Genomic DNA, 16,812 nt, shown 5'->3' with positions numbered 1-16,812 from the left:
AAAGTTTTCAGCACTTTTCGCCGCAAAAAACCATTTCGTTTTTTTATTTTTTGTAATTTTGAAAAAACGAAAATGGTTTTTGCTCGGTGTAGTTTTTATAGAACTTTTCGGTTGTAAAATCCCCGCCTTCGCAAAGCCGTTTTCCGTTATCGGCAATTGTATACCAAAATTATGTTTGAAATGGAAATTAAATTGACAATTATAACTTTTTTAGCACTTTTAACCTCTTGCTCTGTTACTCAAAATCAGAAAGACAAACTGAAAAGTGAATTAACTCAAATTCTAAAATCTGACCAAGAATTGAGAGAACTTTGGACACCAGATTTAAGGCCAGAAAGAAAAAATGAAATTTTACAGACTTATAAAATAAGCGAAAGTGAATTTCAAAAGCAAGGATGGAAAATAACAGAAAAAAATGACAGTATCAATTTGTTAAAAACGGAAAAAATAATCAAAAAATATGGTTATCCAGGAAAGGAACTTGTCGGAGAGAAACTAAGTAATGCAGTTTGGTATGTTATTCAACATTCAAAACTTCCAATTATTGAAAAGTATTTTCCATTAATGATAAAAGCACAAGAAAATGGAGATTTAAGTAAACAACAAATCGCAATGATGAAAGATAGGATGCTTATGTATCAAGGTAAAGAACAAATTTATGGAACTCAAGGTGCAGGAAGATTATTTGTTAATCCCGAAACCAAAAAGGAAGAATGGACAAATTTTATTTGGCCAATTGAAAATCCTGAAAAAGTAAATGAATTAAGAACTTCTATGGATATTAAAATGTCAATAGAAGAATATGCGAAATCAATGGGAATTGATTATTCAAAAAAATATACACTTAAAGAAATTGAGAAATTAACAAAAAAATAAAGCAACTGCCGATAACATGGGTTTTGCAAGATGCGGGGTTGAAGGAAATCTCAGAAATATTCTAGAAAATACCCGCAAAAAACCATTTCATTTTTTTTTGTAAATTTGAAAAAATGAAAATGGTTTTTGCTAGAGATTGGTTCTCCTCCCGACTTTCGGTTTGCAGTAGCCCGCACCTCGCAAAGCCCTTTTCCGTTGTGCGCAATATTTGAAGTGCGGTTATCAAAAGAAAATGCGGTTTTAATTTTTAAAACTTGCTCGAGTTTAACTTCTAAAACTGACTTAAATTTTTAAAACTCTGTGCTAATTCTTTTAAAAATTATGAAGAAAACTTTGTTAAGAAAATTGCGGAATTGAGTTTCAAAAAAATTGCGCTGACTTTTAAAATTATCGTGCTTGACTTTTAAAAAACTTTGCGCATTAAAATTTCTAATTAAAATCTCATTAACTTTTTCAAAAAACGTGCTTGACTTTGACAAATATTGCGCTTAACTGAATGAATATAATTTGCGCGGAGATTTAAAAAAATTCGCTGACTAAAGTTCTGAATTTATTTTGTAATTCTGCACCAGAAAACATCTGTCGTGCTTGATTTTCACTTCTCTGACTCGAATTTAACGCCGTTAAATCCAAGTCCTCGAACCGAAAATACTGCGCACAACATCGGTTTGGCAAAAGCGGGGGTGAAAGTTATCATTTAGAAAATTTCTGCACTTTTCGCCGCAAAAAAACCATTTTCGTTTGTTATTTTTTGTAATTTTGAAAAAACGAAAATGGTTTTTTGCTGGTTTCGGGTTTAGTTGAACTTTTTGTCTTTCTTTCCCCCGCCTTCGCCAAGCCGTTTCCCGTTAGCAGAAATTGTAACCAAATTCCCCACAAAAAAATGAAAGAAATTTGGCAGTTCAAAAAAACTATTGTTGATAGTGAACCGTATTATATTGACAATTTAAATATTTGGGAATTTGAATGGAAAAATACTGGAGAAACAATTCAAATTCAAGATCCACTCTACAAACAAAATTATTCTTTTAATGTTTACGAAATAAATTCTGGAAATAAAACGACAAGGTTTTCTGCCGGAGAATTTTCAAATTTAATCTATGGAATTTATGAACCTTATAAACTTGCAGAGAATGATAGAAAAAATATTTTGCAGAAATTCTTCTCAAAACTGAATAAATAATGGAATCTTCAAATCAATCTATAGTTGGAAAATTCTTAATCTACGATTTAGTAAAAAATGTTAAATCGAGTTTTTTTTAATCGGAGAATTGACTTATGGAAAAATTGAAACCGAAAATATTATTCTTCTAGATTTTAATGGATTGAAAAAAGCAAAAAAATAGAGCAAATAGAAGAAGTAAGAAAAATAAAGAATGGAATGCCTCTAAATTGGATTGCAATAAAAAATTTCAACTGAAATTACTGAAGTATTTCCAAATTAAAGAAAATCACGAAGAAAATAGCAACAATTTACAAAAAAATAAAATACAACTTCTGCTAACATAGTATTGGCAAAATGCGGGGTTGAATCCAAGTAGAAAGATTTGTGATTTTTAGCCGCCGCTGCTTTTTCGTATTGATTTTTTTCTTAATTTAACAATCCGAAAAAAGCATCGGCTCCGTTTGGTCGAAAATTGAACATTAGTTCATTTTTAGCCCGCACTTCGCCAATACTTTTTCCGTTGTGCGCAATATTAGAAGCGCGGTATCAAAAAGAAATTTCGGTCTGAAAAATCAAAATTTTGACCTGAATTTAAACTTCTAAAACTGAATGAAATCTGAAATTCTTTGCGCTGATTTTCCTAAATCCAGAAAAAAACTTTGCGAAAAACTTACGGATTTGAGTATTAAAAATTGTGCTGAATTTTTCAAAACGCTGACTGAAAAATGCGCAAAAAGCCTAAAATCAATCTACAAAAATTCCACTGGATTGTAAAAATTGTGCTTGACTTTTACAAATTTTTCACTTAACTGCGTGAATAAATTCTGCGTGAATGCTTTTCTAAAATCCGTGAATAAAATTCTGAAAATCTTCGCTATTTCGTGGGTGAAAAAAATTGTCGTGCTTGATTTTTAATTCTCTGACCTGAATTTAACGAGTTAAATCCAAGTCGCCGAACTAAAAATACTGCGCACAACATGGGTTTGGCAAAAGCGGGGTTGAAGTTCCCTTGCGTTGAACTTTTTAGCATTTTTAGCCGCAAAAAACCATTTCGTTTTTTTATTTTTTGTAATTTTGAAAAAACGAAAATGGTTTTTGCTCGGTTCGGGTTTAGTTGGAATTTCCGTCTATCTTATCCCCGCCTTCGCCAAGCCCTTTCCCGTTATATGCCATTTTAAAACAAAACTCGTATGAACTATACACTTGATGACTTAAAAAAGCAAATTATTTCTTTGGATTTCAGCAAGAAAGATGAAATTTCAGAATTAAATTTAAATGAACTTAAGGAATATACTAGCAAAAGAATTGAATATACTTCCGGCGAAATCGATAACGAATTATCAATATTAAACACAAGTGTTGAAACATTGTATTCGCGCCATTATAATTTAGTTTCAAATACACTTCCAGTTTTGATTTCAACTGGAAATTTGCTTAAAAGAATTTATGAAGATTTAAAAAAATTATGATTTTATGAAAACCATATTTACATTTATTACAATTGTTTCGTTTCAAGTTTTGTTTTCCCAAAATATGTCAAAAACTGAAACGATAAACTATATCAATAATAATTTGAGCCGAAATTCTATTAGTGTTGATGAGCAGGGGTATATTTCAATTTCAAGAGTTGGAAAGTTCCATTATTCTGATATTGAATTAGGTTGGTATCCCTTTAGTACTTTCCAAGTTCAATTTAAATGCATAAATAATATTGAATGTATTGACAATCCTAATTATAATACAAGTTACGAAACGAGATATTCAAACCTTGCAAGGTTATTCTTTGATGATAAAGAACAGTATAGGAGAGTTTTAAATGCATTTGATTATTTATTTAAAAAATTGAGAAGTGAAAATGCGAGGAAATCAAATAATGACCCATTTTCACCTGAGAATTATCGTAAATAAAAACGGCATATAACATTGTATTTGCAAAAGGCGGGGTTGAATATATAATAGAAAAACCCGATGCATTTAGTCGCAACTTGCTTTTCATATTACTTTTTTTTGTAATTTGGTAATCTGAAAAAGCAATTTGCTTCATTCGGTCGAAATTGAACTTTCAGTTAAATTTAGCCCGCCCTTCGCAAATACTTTTTCCGTTAGCGGTCAGGCTAACCTACAGCGGTGCAAGCATTTATAATGGAACAAATACGACAATATTTTGAAAAAAACGTTAGGCTGACAGACAAAGATTGGCAATTTTTTTCTTCAAAACTCACAAGGAAGGAGTTTCCTAAAAATTATATTCTCTTAAAAACGGGACAAACAGAAAACTACCTTTCATTTGTTGAAACAGGCATTGTGCGTTCCTATATTCCAAAAGAAGAAAACGACTTGACATTCGCTTTTATATTTGACAACAACTTTGTAAGTGGCTATAATTCATTCCTCACCCAAACACCTTCTTCTTACAACATAGAGACGCTAACAAAAACAACGCTTTGGCGACTGACATATAACGACCTGCAAAGCATATATAAGAAAACTAAAATCGGAAACACCATTGGACGACAGGCAAGCGAAGATTTGTTTCTCAAAAAATCCCAAAGAGAACTTTCGCTTCTAAACGAAACTGCCGAACAGCGTTACCTGAATTTATTTACCGAACAACCTAAACTCATAGAAAAAATCCCATTGAAATATATTGCTTCATACATTGGTATTACCCCACAAGCGTTGAGCAGAATACGTAAACGTATTTTCTTAACTTAGGTTCATTGTTTCACTCTATAAATATGCTGACCTTTGCCACAAAAAAATACATATGAAACCTTTATTAGTATTACTTTCTGTGTTTTCAGTTTTGCTTTTTGCAACTAAAATTTTTCGTGGCAATTATGACTTTGCCTCGTCAGGAAGAATTGCAATGTCGGTAATGCTTGTGTTTACGGCAGTTGCACATTTCACATTTACCAAAGGTATGACAATGATGTTGCCCGATTTTATACCCTACAAAACGACAGTCGTTTATCTGACAGGAATTATAGAAATTGTGGCAGCAGTTGGACTTTTTATCCCGAGTTTACGAATAGTTACAGCGTGGCTGTTGATTGCATTTTTTCTCCTTATACTTCCTGCAAATATCTTTGCAGCTATAAATCATATTGATTATCAAAAAGGGACTTCTGACGGAAACGGATTGACGTATTTGTGGTTTAGAATACCGTTACAAATTCTGTTTATAGTTTGGACATATCTTTCAGCTATTAAAGGCTGACAAATGACACAGACCAACAGCCCGAACCGCTAACATCGGTTTGGCAAAAGCGGGGTTGAAGTTATAAGTTAGGAGATTCTCTCACTTGTCGCCGCAAAAAACCATTTCGTTTTTTATTTTTTGTAATTTTGAAAAAACGAAAATGGTTTTTGCTCGGTTCGGGTTTAGTTGGAAGTTTCGTCTTTCTTATCCCCGCCTTCGCCAAGCCGTTTTCCGTTAGCTGCAATGTCAGAAAGACTCCGCTAAAATCCAAATTCTTAAAAAACTAAAAATTGAAAAAAGAAAAATATCTAATATCTAGAATTATTGCTGGAGTTATTGATTATTCAATTGTTTTGACTTTAACTTGCATTTACATTTTTACTTTTGGAGAAAAAAATGAATTAGGCGAATATTCCGTAAATGGACTAAAAGCAATTCCAATCTTTATTTTTTGGTTTTTCTATTTTTGTGTTATTGAATCAACCCTGAATTCAACTTTGGGAAATTATTTGATGAAACTTAAACCTGTTGATTTAAATACTGAAAAGAATATTGACTTTAAACAATCATTTTTAAGACATTTACTCGATCCAATTGATATGTCTCTCTTCGGTTTGGTTGGAATAATTATTATTAAAAATTCGCCAGAAAGCCAGCGATTGGGTGATTTACTTGCAAAAACTAAAGTGATAAAATTGACTGAATAAAAGACACTGCAGCTAACATTGTATTGGCAAAATGCGGGCGGAACATCGGAATTGAAAATCCTCTTCTTTTTAGCCGCCGCTATTTTTCCATTCCACAATTTTTTTGTAATTTAGTTCCATGGAAAAAATATCGGCTACGATTGGTCTGAACTTGAACTTTCATTCAAATTAAGCCCGCACTTCGCCAATACTTTTTCCGTTACCTGCAATTCTAACCAAAATCCCGTATAAAAAGACAAAAAAACGAAAAAATATTTTAAGATTAAAAAATTCATCGTAATATTGCAATATCAAAATGTAGAAAAATGGGAGCAACAAAAACCGAACATTTTACAGACCAACAAAATGAAATCGCAAACATTGCGAAAGCATTGGCACATCCTGCAAGAATTGCAATCTTGGAATATCTTCTAAAAGTGAATGAATGCATTTGCAGTGATATTGTAGATAAACTGCCTTTGGCACAACCAACCGTTTCACAACACTTAAAACAACTTAAAGACGCAGGATTAATAAAAGGAAATATAGAAGGAAATTCCGTGTGTTACTGCATTAATGAAGAAACACTTTCAATGTTTGAATTTTATTTTGAAACAATGACTACAAAACTTAAAAAACAAAACTGCTGTTAAAAAATTTAAAAAACTTAATCGTAATATCGCAATAATACAAAATGAAACCAAAACTCAAATTTTTAGACCGTTATCTCACGCTTTGGATTTTCCTTGCGATGATTTTCGGCGTTACTTTGGGATATTTTTTCCCAAATATTAAAGAAATTAACGAAAAACTTTCTGTAGCTTCAACGAACATACTTTTAGCAATAGGATTGATTTTGATGATGTATCCACCACTTGCAAAAGTGGATTATTCCCTACTTCCAAAAGCATTTTCCGACAAAAAAGCGATGTCGCTTTCTTTACTTCTGAATTGGATAATTGGCCCGATTTTAATGTTTGTTCTCGCAATTATTTTTTTAAGAAATGAGCCTGATTATATGGTCGGATTAATCTTAATTGGTTTGGCGAGATGTATCGCAATGGTGATTGTTTGGAACGATTTGGCAAAAGGAAACCGAGAATATGGAGCATTGTTAATTGCTCTAAACAGCATTTTTCAATTGATAACTTATAGTTTTTACGCTTGGCTTTTCATTAATGTTTTGCCACAAAAATTGGGATTGGGAAATTTCAATGTTCAAGTTCCAATGAAAGATGTTGCAGAAAGCGTTTTAATCTATTTGGGAATTCCTTTTTTGCTTGGTTTTTTGAGCCGATATTTTCTCATCAAACATAAGGGAAAAACTTGGTTTGATAGAAAATTTGTTCCCTTTATTTCGCCCTTTACTTTGTATGCGCTTTTGTTTACGATTGTTCTGATGTTCAGTTTGAAAGGCGACAAAATTTTAGAACTTCCATTTGATGTTGTGAAAATTGCAATCCCGCTTGTCATTTATTTTATGTTGATGTTTTTCGTGAGTTTCTTTTTGGGAAAATCAATGAAAATTCCATACGACAAAAACGCTTCAATCTCATTTACGGCAACAGGAAATAATTTTGAATTGGCGATTGCAGTTGCTATTGCCGTTTTCGGAATTCATTCGCCACAGGCATTTGCAGGCGTAATCGGACCTTTAGTTGAAGTTCCCGTTTTAATTCTACTCGTAAAAATCAGTCTTTATCTAAAATCAAAATACTATAAAAATGAACTCTAAAATTCTTGAAATCATTTCAAACTTTCAAAACAGCGAAATTTCCAAAGAAAGAAAAGAAGTTTTGCAACCGCTAATTGACTACATTCAAAGCAAAAGAAACACAAGCGAAAAAATTCGTCTGAACTTTATTTGCACACACAATTCACGGAGAAGTCATTTGTCGCAGATTTGGGCGCAAACTTTGGCAAATTATTTTAAAATAGAAAATGTATCGTGTTTTTCGGGCGGAACACAAGCAACTGCAATGTTCCCTAAAGTTGCGGAAACCTTGGCAAATCAAGGTTTTGAAATCGTTAAATTATCCGAAAATCAAAATCCAATTTACGCCATAAAATTTGATGAAAATGAAAGTCCAATTATAGGATTTTCAAAAAGATACGACGACAAATTTAATCCTGAAAGCCATTTTTGTGCAATTATGACTTGTTCGAGTGCAGACCAAGGCTGTCCTTTCATTGCAGGAGCGGACAAAAGAATTGCAATTCGCTACGAAGACCCGAAAACTTTTTACGGAACAACAGAAATGAACAAAAAATATTTGCAAAAAAGTATAGAAATCGGACAAGAAATGTTCTATCTTTTCTCAAAACTTGCTGAATAAAAAGAACTGCAGGTAATAGCTAAGTTTTCGTTGCGTGCGCAGCACGAACAATGAAAACCCTGTTGAACGGAACCTTCGGCAGCTTTTGGTTGGGTATTTTCCCACACTATGGGTTTATCGACAAAAGATTTTTAGAGATACAAGAGACTTTGAGAAGAGTCTCTTTTTTTGTGGGTGATTTTGGCGAGTTTTTCTTGGTTTTATCGTGCTTTCCTTCACGTTAGGTTAACATTTCCCTTACCCAAATCCGCTAAAATGCAGATTTAGGAGCAGGTAAATTTCGGCTCATCTCCAAAAACCAACTTGGCGGACCTCGTAGATCGAACGTGGCAATCGTCACAAGATTTCCATCTTTACAACACGTACATTTCGGCTGAAAAGCTTTTGGCGGAAGCTTTTCTTTGGGCTGGATGCCTAAATTTTGTTGTAGATTTTTAAGTTTGATACGCTTCCAGGTGCTGCTCAAAAAACCATAATGACGGATTTTTACAAATCTTTTCGGTAAAATATGCATCACAAAACGGCGGATAAACTCTTCATGGCTCAAAACCATCTGCTTTTTGATGCCTTTTTGGCGGTAATCTTTGTAAGAAAAAGTTACCGTTTCCGCGTCAATTTTCCTGATTCTCTGGTTGCTGATGGCGATTTTATGCGTGTATCTGCCCAAATATTCTACCACAGATTTTGGGCTTCCAAAAGGCTTTTTGGCGTAAACAACCCAAGACTTTTCCCACAGATTTTGCCTGATTTTGGTATACTCTTCAAAGTTTTTATCTTTTAATTTCTCACAAAATTTAGCCCTGAAAACTTTACTCAAAGCCTTTACCGGAAACAAAAATTTGCCGTCTGAACGTAGATTTTTCCAAGCTCCGCTTTCATCCACTCCACCGCCCGGAACAATGCAGTGCAAATGCGGATGAAGGCTCAGATTCTGCCCCCAAGTGTGCAAAACAGCAATCATTCCCATTTTTAAACCTCGATTTTCACCAAACGTTTGAAGCGTTTCCCAGGCAGATTCAAATAAAAAATCGTACAACATTTTGGGCTCGTGAAGCGCGGTTTTGTTCAATACATCAGGAAGCGTAAAAACCACGTGGAAATAAGGTACCGGAAGCAGTTCGGTTTCCCGATTTTCAATCCATTGCTCTCGGTTTTTGCTCTGACATTTTGGGCAATGACGGTTTCGGCAGGAGTTGTAACTGATGCTTACATTTCCACATTCATCACAAGCGTCAATATGACCACCCAAAGCAGAGGTACGGCATTTTTTCAACGCTGAAAGTGTTCGTAATTGCCAAGAATTAAGTCCTAAATCTTCCAATTTTGAACCTAATTTGTTTAAAACATCGGCGACTTCGTATTGAGGTTGAGATTGAGGTTGAACTGACTGTTTTTTTGAGGTTTTTAAACCGCTCATTTTTTCCCAAATTCTGAAAAAAGGGTATCGAGCGGTGAAAAGAGTTTTTGGGTTGAAAGCTGGGCAATTTGAAGATAAACCAGCGTGGTATCGATACTTTCGTGACCGAGAAGATTTTTGATGCTCAAAATATCCATCCCATCTTCCAGAAGATGCGTCGCAAAACTGTGCCGAAGCGTATGGACACTCACTTCTTTCAGGATATTTGCCGTTTTTGATGCCTGCTTTACCGCCCACTGAACGCCGCGCTGGGAGTAACGGGAATCGAAATCGCCACCAGCACGCCCTCCACGAGGTTCTCCAAAGAGATAATCTTCCGGTTTTTCCGCTTCGATATACTTTTTGAGCCCACGAATCAGATGTTCGGAAAGTGGTAAATAGCGGTCTTTTTTGCCTTTTCCCTGAACCACTTTGAGTTGTTTTCGACCAAAATCTAAGTCGCACAAACGGAGATTTCGAACTTCCATACAGCGCAATCCGCAGCCGTAAAGAATGCCGATCAAAATTTTATGTTTTAAAAGTTTACAGCCGGACAACATCTGCCAAACCTCCTGTTTACTAAGCACTACAGGCAGTTTTTTCTCTCTTTTAATTTCCGGAAGACTCAAATAATCATAGCTCAAACCTTCCGATTTAAGCAGAAATCGAAGTCCGTAAACGGTGTGTTTAAAATACGACTGTGAAGGTGATTTTGATTTTTTCTGAAGGTAAAAAAGGTAATCGTGAATTTGCTCGGGATCCAATTCTGTAGGAATTTTTCCGAAATGTAGCGACACCGCAGCGACGTGTCTGGAGTAATTTTGAAAGGTACTTTGGCTTCTTCCCAATACAGAAACCGTACGTTCAAACCTATGCAAAAGCTCCGCAAATCCCGGAACTTCGCGCTTTGCCTGATTGATGATCTTGTTTTCTCTAAGCTCTTCTACACTCTTTTTTTTGTTGCCATTTTACTGATTTTTAATTAGTTTTACAAAGTAACTAAATATAGCGCTGAGAAAGCTACCGAAGGTTTAGTTCAACATGGGTTTTGCAAGATGCGGGTTGAAGGAAATCTCAGAAAAATCCTAGAAAATACCCGCAAAAAACTTTTCCATTTTTTAGTTTTTTCGTAATTTTAAAAAATGGAAAAAGTTTTTGCTAGCGTTCGGTTCTCCTCTCCACTTCCAGTTGCAGTAACCCGCACCTCGCAAAGCCCTTTTCCGTTGTGCGCAATATTAGAAGCGCGGTATCAAAAAGAAATTTCGGTCTGAAAAATCAAAATTTTGACCTGAATTTAAACTTCTAAAACTGAATGAAATCTGAAATTCTTTGCGCTGATTTTCCTAAATCCAGAAAAAAACTTTGCGAAAAACTTACGGATTTGAGTATTAAAAATTGTGCTGAATTTTTCAAAACGCTGACTGAAAAATGCGCAAAAAGCCTAAAATCAATCTACAAAAATTCCACTGGATTGTAAAAATTGTGCTTGACTTTTACAAATTTTTCACTTAACTGCGTGAATAAATTCTGCGTGAATGCTTTTCTAAAATCCGTGAATAAAATTCTGAAAATCTTCGCTATTTCGTGGGTGAAAAAAATTGTCGTGCTTGATTTTTAATTCTCTGACCTGAATTTAACGAGTTAAATCCAAGTCGCCGAACTAAAAATACTGCGCACAACATGGGTTTGGCAAAAGCGGGGTTGAAGTTCCCTTGCGTTGAACTTTTTAGCATTTTTAGCCGCAAAAAACCATTTCGTTTTTTTATTTTTTGTAATTTTGAAAAAACGAAAATGGTTTTTGCTCGGTTCGGGTTTAGTTGGAATTTCCGTCTATCTTATCCCCGCCTTCGCCAAGCCCTTTCCCGTTATGCGACATCGTATCAAAACCCGTTATGAATAGAAAATTCATTTTATTAACACTGACACTAATTTCTATTATTTGTTTTTCTCAAACAAAAGATACAATATTTCTAAAAAAGGAAAAAGGTCATAATATTTACAAAATTCAAAATCGAAATTCTAAAATGTATAATGATTTATCTAATTTTAAAAATTTTGATGAGGGAAAAACTGAAAAAATAATGAAGATTGGATTAAATTCAAAATGGATAAGAATACACAAATTTAACAATGAATATTTTCTATATGCACCTTGTGATTGGTGTAATGATACTAAATTACAAATAAATGATGATTTTTTGCAAGTTAGTGGCTGTGAATTAATAAAAGAAAAAATAAAATCTGTTAAAAAAATAAATGAAAAAGAATATAACATCATTTTTATTTCTAGGTTTCCTCAAAAACACAAAACAAATTTGAGAATAAAACTAATTGACTCAAAATATGGCATTTACGAATTTCGCTATCCTGACGGACTTGAATTACGCAAAATGCTTTTCATAAAAGATTCTGACTTTAGAAAATTTGACATAATTAATAACGACTGTAAGTTCGAAAAATCAGCAGAATTTGAATTTGATGAATAAAACGACGTCGCATAACATAGTATTTGCAAAAGGCGGGGTTGAATATTTAATAGAACTACCCGATGCATTTAGTCGCGCCTGCTTTTTCGTTCCACAATTTTTTTGTAGTTTAGTTCCACGAAAAAAGCATTCGCTTCGGTTGGTCGAAATTGAACTTTTCGTCCAATTTAGCCCGCCCTTCGCAAATACTTTTTCCGTTACCTGCAATATCATGACAAAAGCCGTCCTAAAAGGAGTTTTAGCAATATTTTTCATTGTTTCTTGTTCAAAAAACAACATGGGTGAACAGAGTAATTCCGAAAAACTTTCAAAAATCAATAAAATAAAGATTGCAGAAAAAACTATCTTTCCTGACTTCATACATTTATCTGAAACAGACTTTGAAAAATTTGCAAATGGAGAAAATTCAAAATGGTTCAGATTTAAAAATCAAAAATTATTTTTCATTCCTTACACTGATTATTCAATTACAACGCTAATTTTGACAGATGAACCTTTAAAGAATAAAAAACTGATTGAACTTATGAAAGCAGATAAAATAATGGTTGAAGATTCTTTAAATTCAATTGAAACAACTGAAATTCAAACAGACAAGAAAATTAAACTCGGAATGTCAAAAATATTCGTGGAAAAAATTTATGGAAAACCTGATTCAACGAAAATTAACAATGGAAATGAAACTTTATATTGGACTTTCACAATGAACGAGAACCGAAATAATTACGAATTTGGAAATCTAAAACCATTTGTACATGACGGACTTGAGTTTTCTGCCGAAATGATTTTTAAAAATAGTAAACTAAAAACTCTAATCTATAATTATCAAATACCTTAAAGATACTGCAGGTAACATGGGTTTTGCAAGATGCGGGGTTGAAGGAAATCTTAGAAATATCCTAGAAAATACCCGCAAAAAACTTTTCCATTTTTTAGTTTTTTCGTAATTTTAAAAAATGGAAAAAGTTTTTGCTAGAGATTGGTTCTCCTCTCCACTTTCGGTTGCAGTAGCCCGCACCTCGCAAAGCCCCTTTCCGTTATCTGCTATTGCGTCTAAAAATATCGCTAAAAAATGAAAACATTAAATTTTTTACTAATTTTCTTTTCTTTTTTCGGTTTTGCTCAAAAAATTGAGTGGAATAATCAATATAAATTAAAATCTCAAGATTTCAATGGAGAAATTCCAAAAGTGGAAAGTGAAAAATCTGCAGGTTCAATGATAACGCTTGAATATAAAATTTTATCAACTTCTATTTGGACAGGAAAAATAAAAGTGAAAATTTATCCTACTTTTGACACAACAATTTCATGGATTAAACCGCAACATATTTCTGAAAAATTACTGAATCACGAACAAAAACATTTTGATATAGCACAAATATTTGCATCTAAACTTCAAAAAATAGTTGATAAATCAATAAAGAATACGAAAGACTTTAATGAAATTTTCCAAAGATTATATGATGAAAATTATAAAGAATATGAAGATTTTCAGATAAAATATGATTTGGAAACAGAACACGGAACAATTTTAGAAACTCAAGGTAAATATGACAATTTAATATCAAAAATGCTTGAAAATTGCAACAGCAGATAACATGGGTTTTGCAAGATGCGGGGTTGAAGGAAATCTCAGAAAATTTTTAGAAAATACCCGCAAAAAACTTTTCCATTTTTTAGTTTTTTTGTAATTTTAAAAAATGGAAAAAGTTTTTGCTAGAGTTTCGCCCTCCTCTCCACTTTCGGTTGCAGTAGCCCGCACCTCGCAAAGCCCCTTTCCGTTATCTGCAATTTTATACCAATATTGCGGTTTTTAGAGGAAAATCAGGTTGGATTTTAGCGGAAAAAATTTTTGAGATTAAGCGAAAGGAAGTATGGATTTCGCTGTCAAACTTACAAAGAGATCTTTGCTGAAAGTTTACTTTCAAAGCGAATACTCGCTATTAAGTTTGGCGAAGTTACCGAAAAAAAATGACAAAGTCAACACCATGGATTTTCCTTCGGTGGCTTAAAACAAAAATTTTTGACACTGAGATTTTCCTCTCTTCGTTTTATGACTTCGCAAAGCGGGGTTTTGCAAAATAAAAAAACGAAAAAAAACAAGCAGATTGGAGATAAAACTGAAACTGTTTTTGTAGATTAGCGGTATGAATATTAAACAAAAACAGCAGATAACATGGGTTTTGCAAAATTACGCCTCCAAAGCTATGGCAGCCTCGTTTTTGGCGTAACTTCGCAAAGCCCTTTCCCGTTAGCGGTAATTTTAACAGACGACACGAGAATTGACAATGAATAAAAAAACAAAGCATTTACTAAGCTCAATCTTGTTTGCTTCAACATCGATTTTATATTTTTTTCTTGCTTATATCGGTTACGGAAAACAAAATCTTGACTTATCAAAATATGCACAATATGAAAATATTATAATCGACAAAGGAATTGATATTCATTATGGAAGTAAGGGTCGTAAATCAAATGTATTTTACCTATCCTTAAAAGACTTGGACGAAGATTTAGGCATTTACAGAATGTCAAAAGAATACGAAGACTTGCTTAAAAAAGTAAATGTTGGAGACAAGGTTAAAGTTTACTACCGACCGAGTTCTAACGAAAGGGAGAACATAAACATTGACTTAATTCAAGTAGAAAGAGATGGACAGGTTCTAATTGGCAAGGAAGAATATGAGAAAAAAGAAAGTTCACTAATTTATATTGGCTTAATTGGAGGAATAGGAACTCTATTTATGGCATATCGATTTTATAAGTACCGCAGTATATTTAGTAACAAACAAAAAAACTACCGCTAACAAGGTATTGCCAAAAGCGGGGCTGAACGGCTTCGATTGGACATTTGTACAAGGTTCAACTTTCGTTTTTCGATTGAACTTTAGCGCTAAAAATCCCCGCCTTCGGCAATACCCAAACCGTTATATGCAATGCTATTAAAAAAAATTACGCATAAAAATAAAAACCTTTTCTCCACCCAAAATTTATTCTTTTTTCCAGCCGCTTTTTTTGCCATCGCTCATCAGCACATTTACAAAATGCCCATGCCTTTTCCAACGCTTATTTTGCAAAAGAGCTAATTTTCCCATCCAGCTTTCCCAAATAACACGTACATTTGAACAATTTTATAAATAATGGAATACTCTTGGAATTTTTGGATTTATCTTTCTACTTTTATTTTCATTCTTATTGCTTCAATTTTCTTTCTGTTTATTCAAAATAGAAGGCTTCAAAAAGAAATTATGAATTTAGAAACGGACAAAAAAAAATTACAAAATCGTCTTAATAATGTTCGCATAGACTATATTGAGACCAAACTAAGCCCACATTTATTCAAGAATATCTTAAATTCTGTACAAAGCCACGCTTATCAAACCTATAATTCTTTAGACAAACTTTCGGGCGTTTTAGATTACATCCTTTATGAAAGTAGTGAAAAATTTGTTACACCAAAATCCGAATTCGACTTCACCATTAATCTAATCGAGATCAATAAAATAAAACTCAATCCATTATTTAATTTTAGAATCAAATCTCATATCGACCAAGAAGATGAAACATATAATGAAAAAGTTTTAGCACCACTCATTACCGTCGATTTTGTAGAAAATGCCTTCAAACATACCGATTTTCTATCTGAGGATTCCTTTATATACGTATTTATGTCGTTGAAAAATAAAATTTTAGAAGTAAAAGTAGAAAACAGAATCACTCAAAAAACACCACTAACAAAAAAAAACAGTGGTTTTGGTGGCGAATCTTTGGAACAACGGCTAAAAATGCTTTACCGTAAAAATTTCGAAATCAGCAAACAAATTAATGGCAATACTCATACTGCATATTTGAAAATCAATCTCAATGAAAAATACAATCAAGTGCGTTATACTCGATGACGAATTGCTTGCAATAAGCTATCTGAAACTACTTTGCGAGTCAGTAGAATATGTGGAAGTGATAAAAGTATTTAATAATCCTCGTGCATTTTTAGAAGAAATAAACAATATCGATTGCAATCTTTGCATTTTGGATATTGAAATGCCCGGAATAAATGGGCTACAAGTAGCAGAACAAATTGCGAAGAAACACATCATTTTCACGACAGCCTACAAAGAATATGCGGCAGAAGCATTCGACTTAAACGTTATCGACTATGTCAGGAAACCAATTAAAAAAGAACGGCTTTTGCAAGCGTTTGACAAAGTTTGGGAACAGCTGGAACATACTCCAAATAGCTTTTTAGAATGGAACTCCAATCTCGGAAAAAGCCATATAGAAATCAATCAAATACTCTATATACAGACCTCCGAAATTGATAGCCGGGATAAAGATGTTTTACTATTGGATCATATAAAAATAACCTTGAAAAACATCAATTTCAAAAAACTTTTAGACCTTCTGCCAGAAAAAGAATTTGCGCAGATCAACAAAAAAGAAATCGTTGCGATAAGAGCCATAAAAGCATTTTCCAACAACGAAATCCATCTTAAAAGCAAACCCGAATCCAACCTCTCATTACACATAAGCGATGTGTACCGAAATTCTTTTTTAGAGAAAATAAACAGCTGAAATTTCATTACAGAAAAACAGGATTTTACTGCATTTCCATTTCCGACTATTGGTATTTTTATCGCTTTTTTCCAACTTTGCCCTTCAAATTTATCA

The 16,812-nt window shown here is 33.3% G+C and carries 19 protein-coding genes; 16 read left to right on the top strand and 3 right to left on the bottom strand.

Going from position 1 to position 16,812, the window contains the following annotated elements; translation table 11 throughout:
• Positions 1-180: 180 nt before the first annotated feature.
• From MTP09_RS06285 to MTP09_RS06240, 10 genes are all read left to right on the top strand, one after another.
• Complete coding sequence (locus MTP09_RS06285; protein ID WP_243551162.1) at positions 181-876, top strand: DUF6624 domain-containing protein; 696 nt, start codon at positions 181-183, stop codon at positions 874-876.
• A gap of 883 nt (positions 877-1,759) precedes the next feature.
• Positions 1,760-2,059, top strand: coding sequence for a hypothetical protein (locus tag MTP09_RS06280; RefSeq protein ID WP_243551240.1), 300 nt, complete (start codon positions 1,760-1,762; stop codon positions 2,057-2,059).
• Between the two features lie 1,172 nt (positions 2,060-3,231).
• Positions 3,232-3,510 carry a hypothetical protein gene (locus MTP09_RS06275; RefSeq protein WP_243551238.1) on the top strand — a complete coding sequence of 93 codons (279 nt, stop codon included), beginning with the start codon at positions 3,232-3,234 and terminating at the stop codon, positions 3,508-3,510.
• Between the two features lie 4 nt (positions 3,511-3,514).
• Positions 3,515-3,949: a hypothetical protein gene (locus tag MTP09_RS06270; RefSeq protein ID WP_243551236.1), complete on the top strand. Its 435-nt coding sequence runs from the start codon at positions 3,515-3,517 to the stop codon at positions 3,947-3,949.
• A gap of 234 nt (positions 3,950-4,183) precedes the next feature.
• A complete protein-coding gene (locus MTP09_RS06265) occupies positions 4,184-4,756 on the top strand; it encodes a Crp/Fnr family transcriptional regulator (protein ID WP_243551234.1) in 573 nt (190 codons plus the stop codon).
• Between the two features lie 52 nt (positions 4,757-4,808).
• Positions 4,809-5,261 (top strand): DoxX family protein, encoded by a 453-nt coding sequence (locus MTP09_RS06260; RefSeq protein ID WP_124806579.1) that lies wholly within the window; start codon positions 4,809-4,811, stop codon positions 5,259-5,261.
• 272 nt (positions 5,262-5,533) lie between these two features.
• Entirely contained in the window at positions 5,534-5,950 is a 417-nt protein-coding gene (locus MTP09_RS06255) for an RDD family protein (RefSeq protein WP_209391450.1), read from the top strand.
• 305 nt (positions 5,951-6,255) lie between these two features.
• Positions 6,256-6,582: an ArsR/SmtB family transcription factor gene (locus MTP09_RS06250; protein ID WP_243551232.1), complete on the top strand. Its 327-nt coding sequence runs from the start codon at positions 6,256-6,258 to the stop codon at positions 6,580-6,582.
• Positions 6,583-6,623: 41 nt separating this feature from the next.
• Positions 6,624-7,664, top strand: coding sequence for an ACR3 family arsenite efflux transporter (gene arsB / locus MTP09_RS06245; protein ID WP_243551230.1), 1,041 nt, complete (start codon positions 6,624-6,626; stop codon positions 7,662-7,664).
• Complete coding sequence (locus MTP09_RS06240) at positions 7,654-8,265, top strand: arsenate-mycothiol transferase ArsC (RefSeq protein WP_243551228.1); 612 nt, start codon at positions 7,654-7,656, stop codon at positions 8,263-8,265. The genes arsB and MTP09_RS06240 overlap by 11 nt, the downstream gene beginning before the upstream one ends.
• Positions 8,266-8,515: 250 nt before the next feature.
• Here the strand turns inward: MTP09_RS06240 and MTP09_RS06235 are convergent, their stop codons facing one another.
• Complete coding sequence (locus MTP09_RS06235) at positions 8,516-9,682, bottom strand: IS91 family transposase (RefSeq protein WP_024564049.1); 1,167 nt, start codon at positions 9,680-9,682, stop codon at positions 8,516-8,518.
• On the bottom strand, positions 9,679-10,458 hold the full coding sequence (locus tag MTP09_RS06230; RefSeq protein WP_035572951.1) for a tyrosine-type recombinase/integrase: 780 nt from the start codon (positions 10,456-10,458) through the stop codon (positions 9,679-9,681). The genes MTP09_RS06235 and MTP09_RS06230 overlap by 4 nt, the downstream gene beginning before the upstream one ends.
• A 1,095-nt stretch (positions 10,459-11,553) precedes the next feature.
• On the opposite strand from MTP09_RS06230, the gene MTP09_RS06225 reads away from it, so the two are divergent.
• The 4 genes from MTP09_RS06225 to MTP09_RS06210 all read left to right on the top strand — a co-directional run bounded on the left by MTP09_RS06225 (position 11,554) and on the right by MTP09_RS06210 (position 14,951).
• A complete protein-coding gene (locus MTP09_RS06225; RefSeq protein WP_243551172.1) occupies positions 11,554-12,147 on the top strand; it encodes a hypothetical protein in 594 nt (197 codons plus the stop codon).
• 211 nt (positions 12,148-12,358) lie between these two features.
• The gene (locus MTP09_RS06220) at positions 12,359-12,982 is read left to right on the top strand and encodes a hypothetical protein (RefSeq protein ID WP_243551226.1); all 624 of its coding nucleotides are present in this window, start codon (positions 12,359-12,361) and stop codon (positions 12,980-12,982) included.
• A gap of 234 nt (positions 12,983-13,216) precedes the next feature.
• A complete protein-coding gene (locus MTP09_RS06215; RefSeq protein ID WP_243551224.1) occupies positions 13,217-13,741 on the top strand; it encodes a DUF922 domain-containing protein in 525 nt (174 codons plus the stop codon).
• Positions 13,742-14,432: 691 nt separating this feature from the next.
• A complete protein-coding gene (locus MTP09_RS06210; protein ID WP_243551222.1) occupies positions 14,433-14,951 on the top strand; it encodes a hypothetical protein in 519 nt (172 codons plus the stop codon).
• 86 nt (positions 14,952-15,037) lie between these two features.
• Here the strand turns inward: MTP09_RS06210 and MTP09_RS14405 are convergent, their stop codons facing one another.
• Positions 15,038-15,166: a hypothetical protein gene (locus MTP09_RS14405; protein ID WP_263008873.1), complete on the bottom strand. Its 129-nt coding sequence runs from the start codon at positions 15,164-15,166 to the stop codon at positions 15,038-15,040.
• 226 nt (positions 15,167-15,392) lie between these two features.
• Here MTP09_RS14405 and MTP09_RS06205 point away from each other — a divergent pair, with 226 nt between their 5' ends.
• Together MTP09_RS06205 and MTP09_RS06200 are read left to right on the top strand one after the other, a co-directional pair.
• Positions 15,393-16,043 carry a histidine kinase gene (locus tag MTP09_RS06205; protein ID WP_243551220.1) on the top strand — a complete coding sequence of 217 codons (651 nt, stop codon included), beginning with the start codon at positions 15,393-15,395 and terminating at the stop codon, positions 16,041-16,043.
• A complete protein-coding gene (locus tag MTP09_RS06200; RefSeq protein ID WP_243551218.1) occupies positions 16,009-16,716 on the top strand; it encodes a LytR/AlgR family response regulator transcription factor in 708 nt (235 codons plus the stop codon). The genes MTP09_RS06205 and MTP09_RS06200 overlap by 35 nt, the downstream gene beginning before the upstream one ends.
• The last annotated feature ends 96 nt before the right edge of the window (positions 16,717-16,812 follow it).

Origin of the sequence: Chryseobacterium suipulveris (assembly GCF_022811685.1) — a bacterium.
In the GTDB taxonomy this organism is placed as follows: Bacteria; Bacteroidota; Bacteroidia; order Flavobacteriales; family Weeksellaceae; genus Kaistella; species Kaistella suipulveris.
Note: the sequence above shows the minus strand (reverse complement) of the source record. Positions and strands in the feature narration are given on the sequence as shown.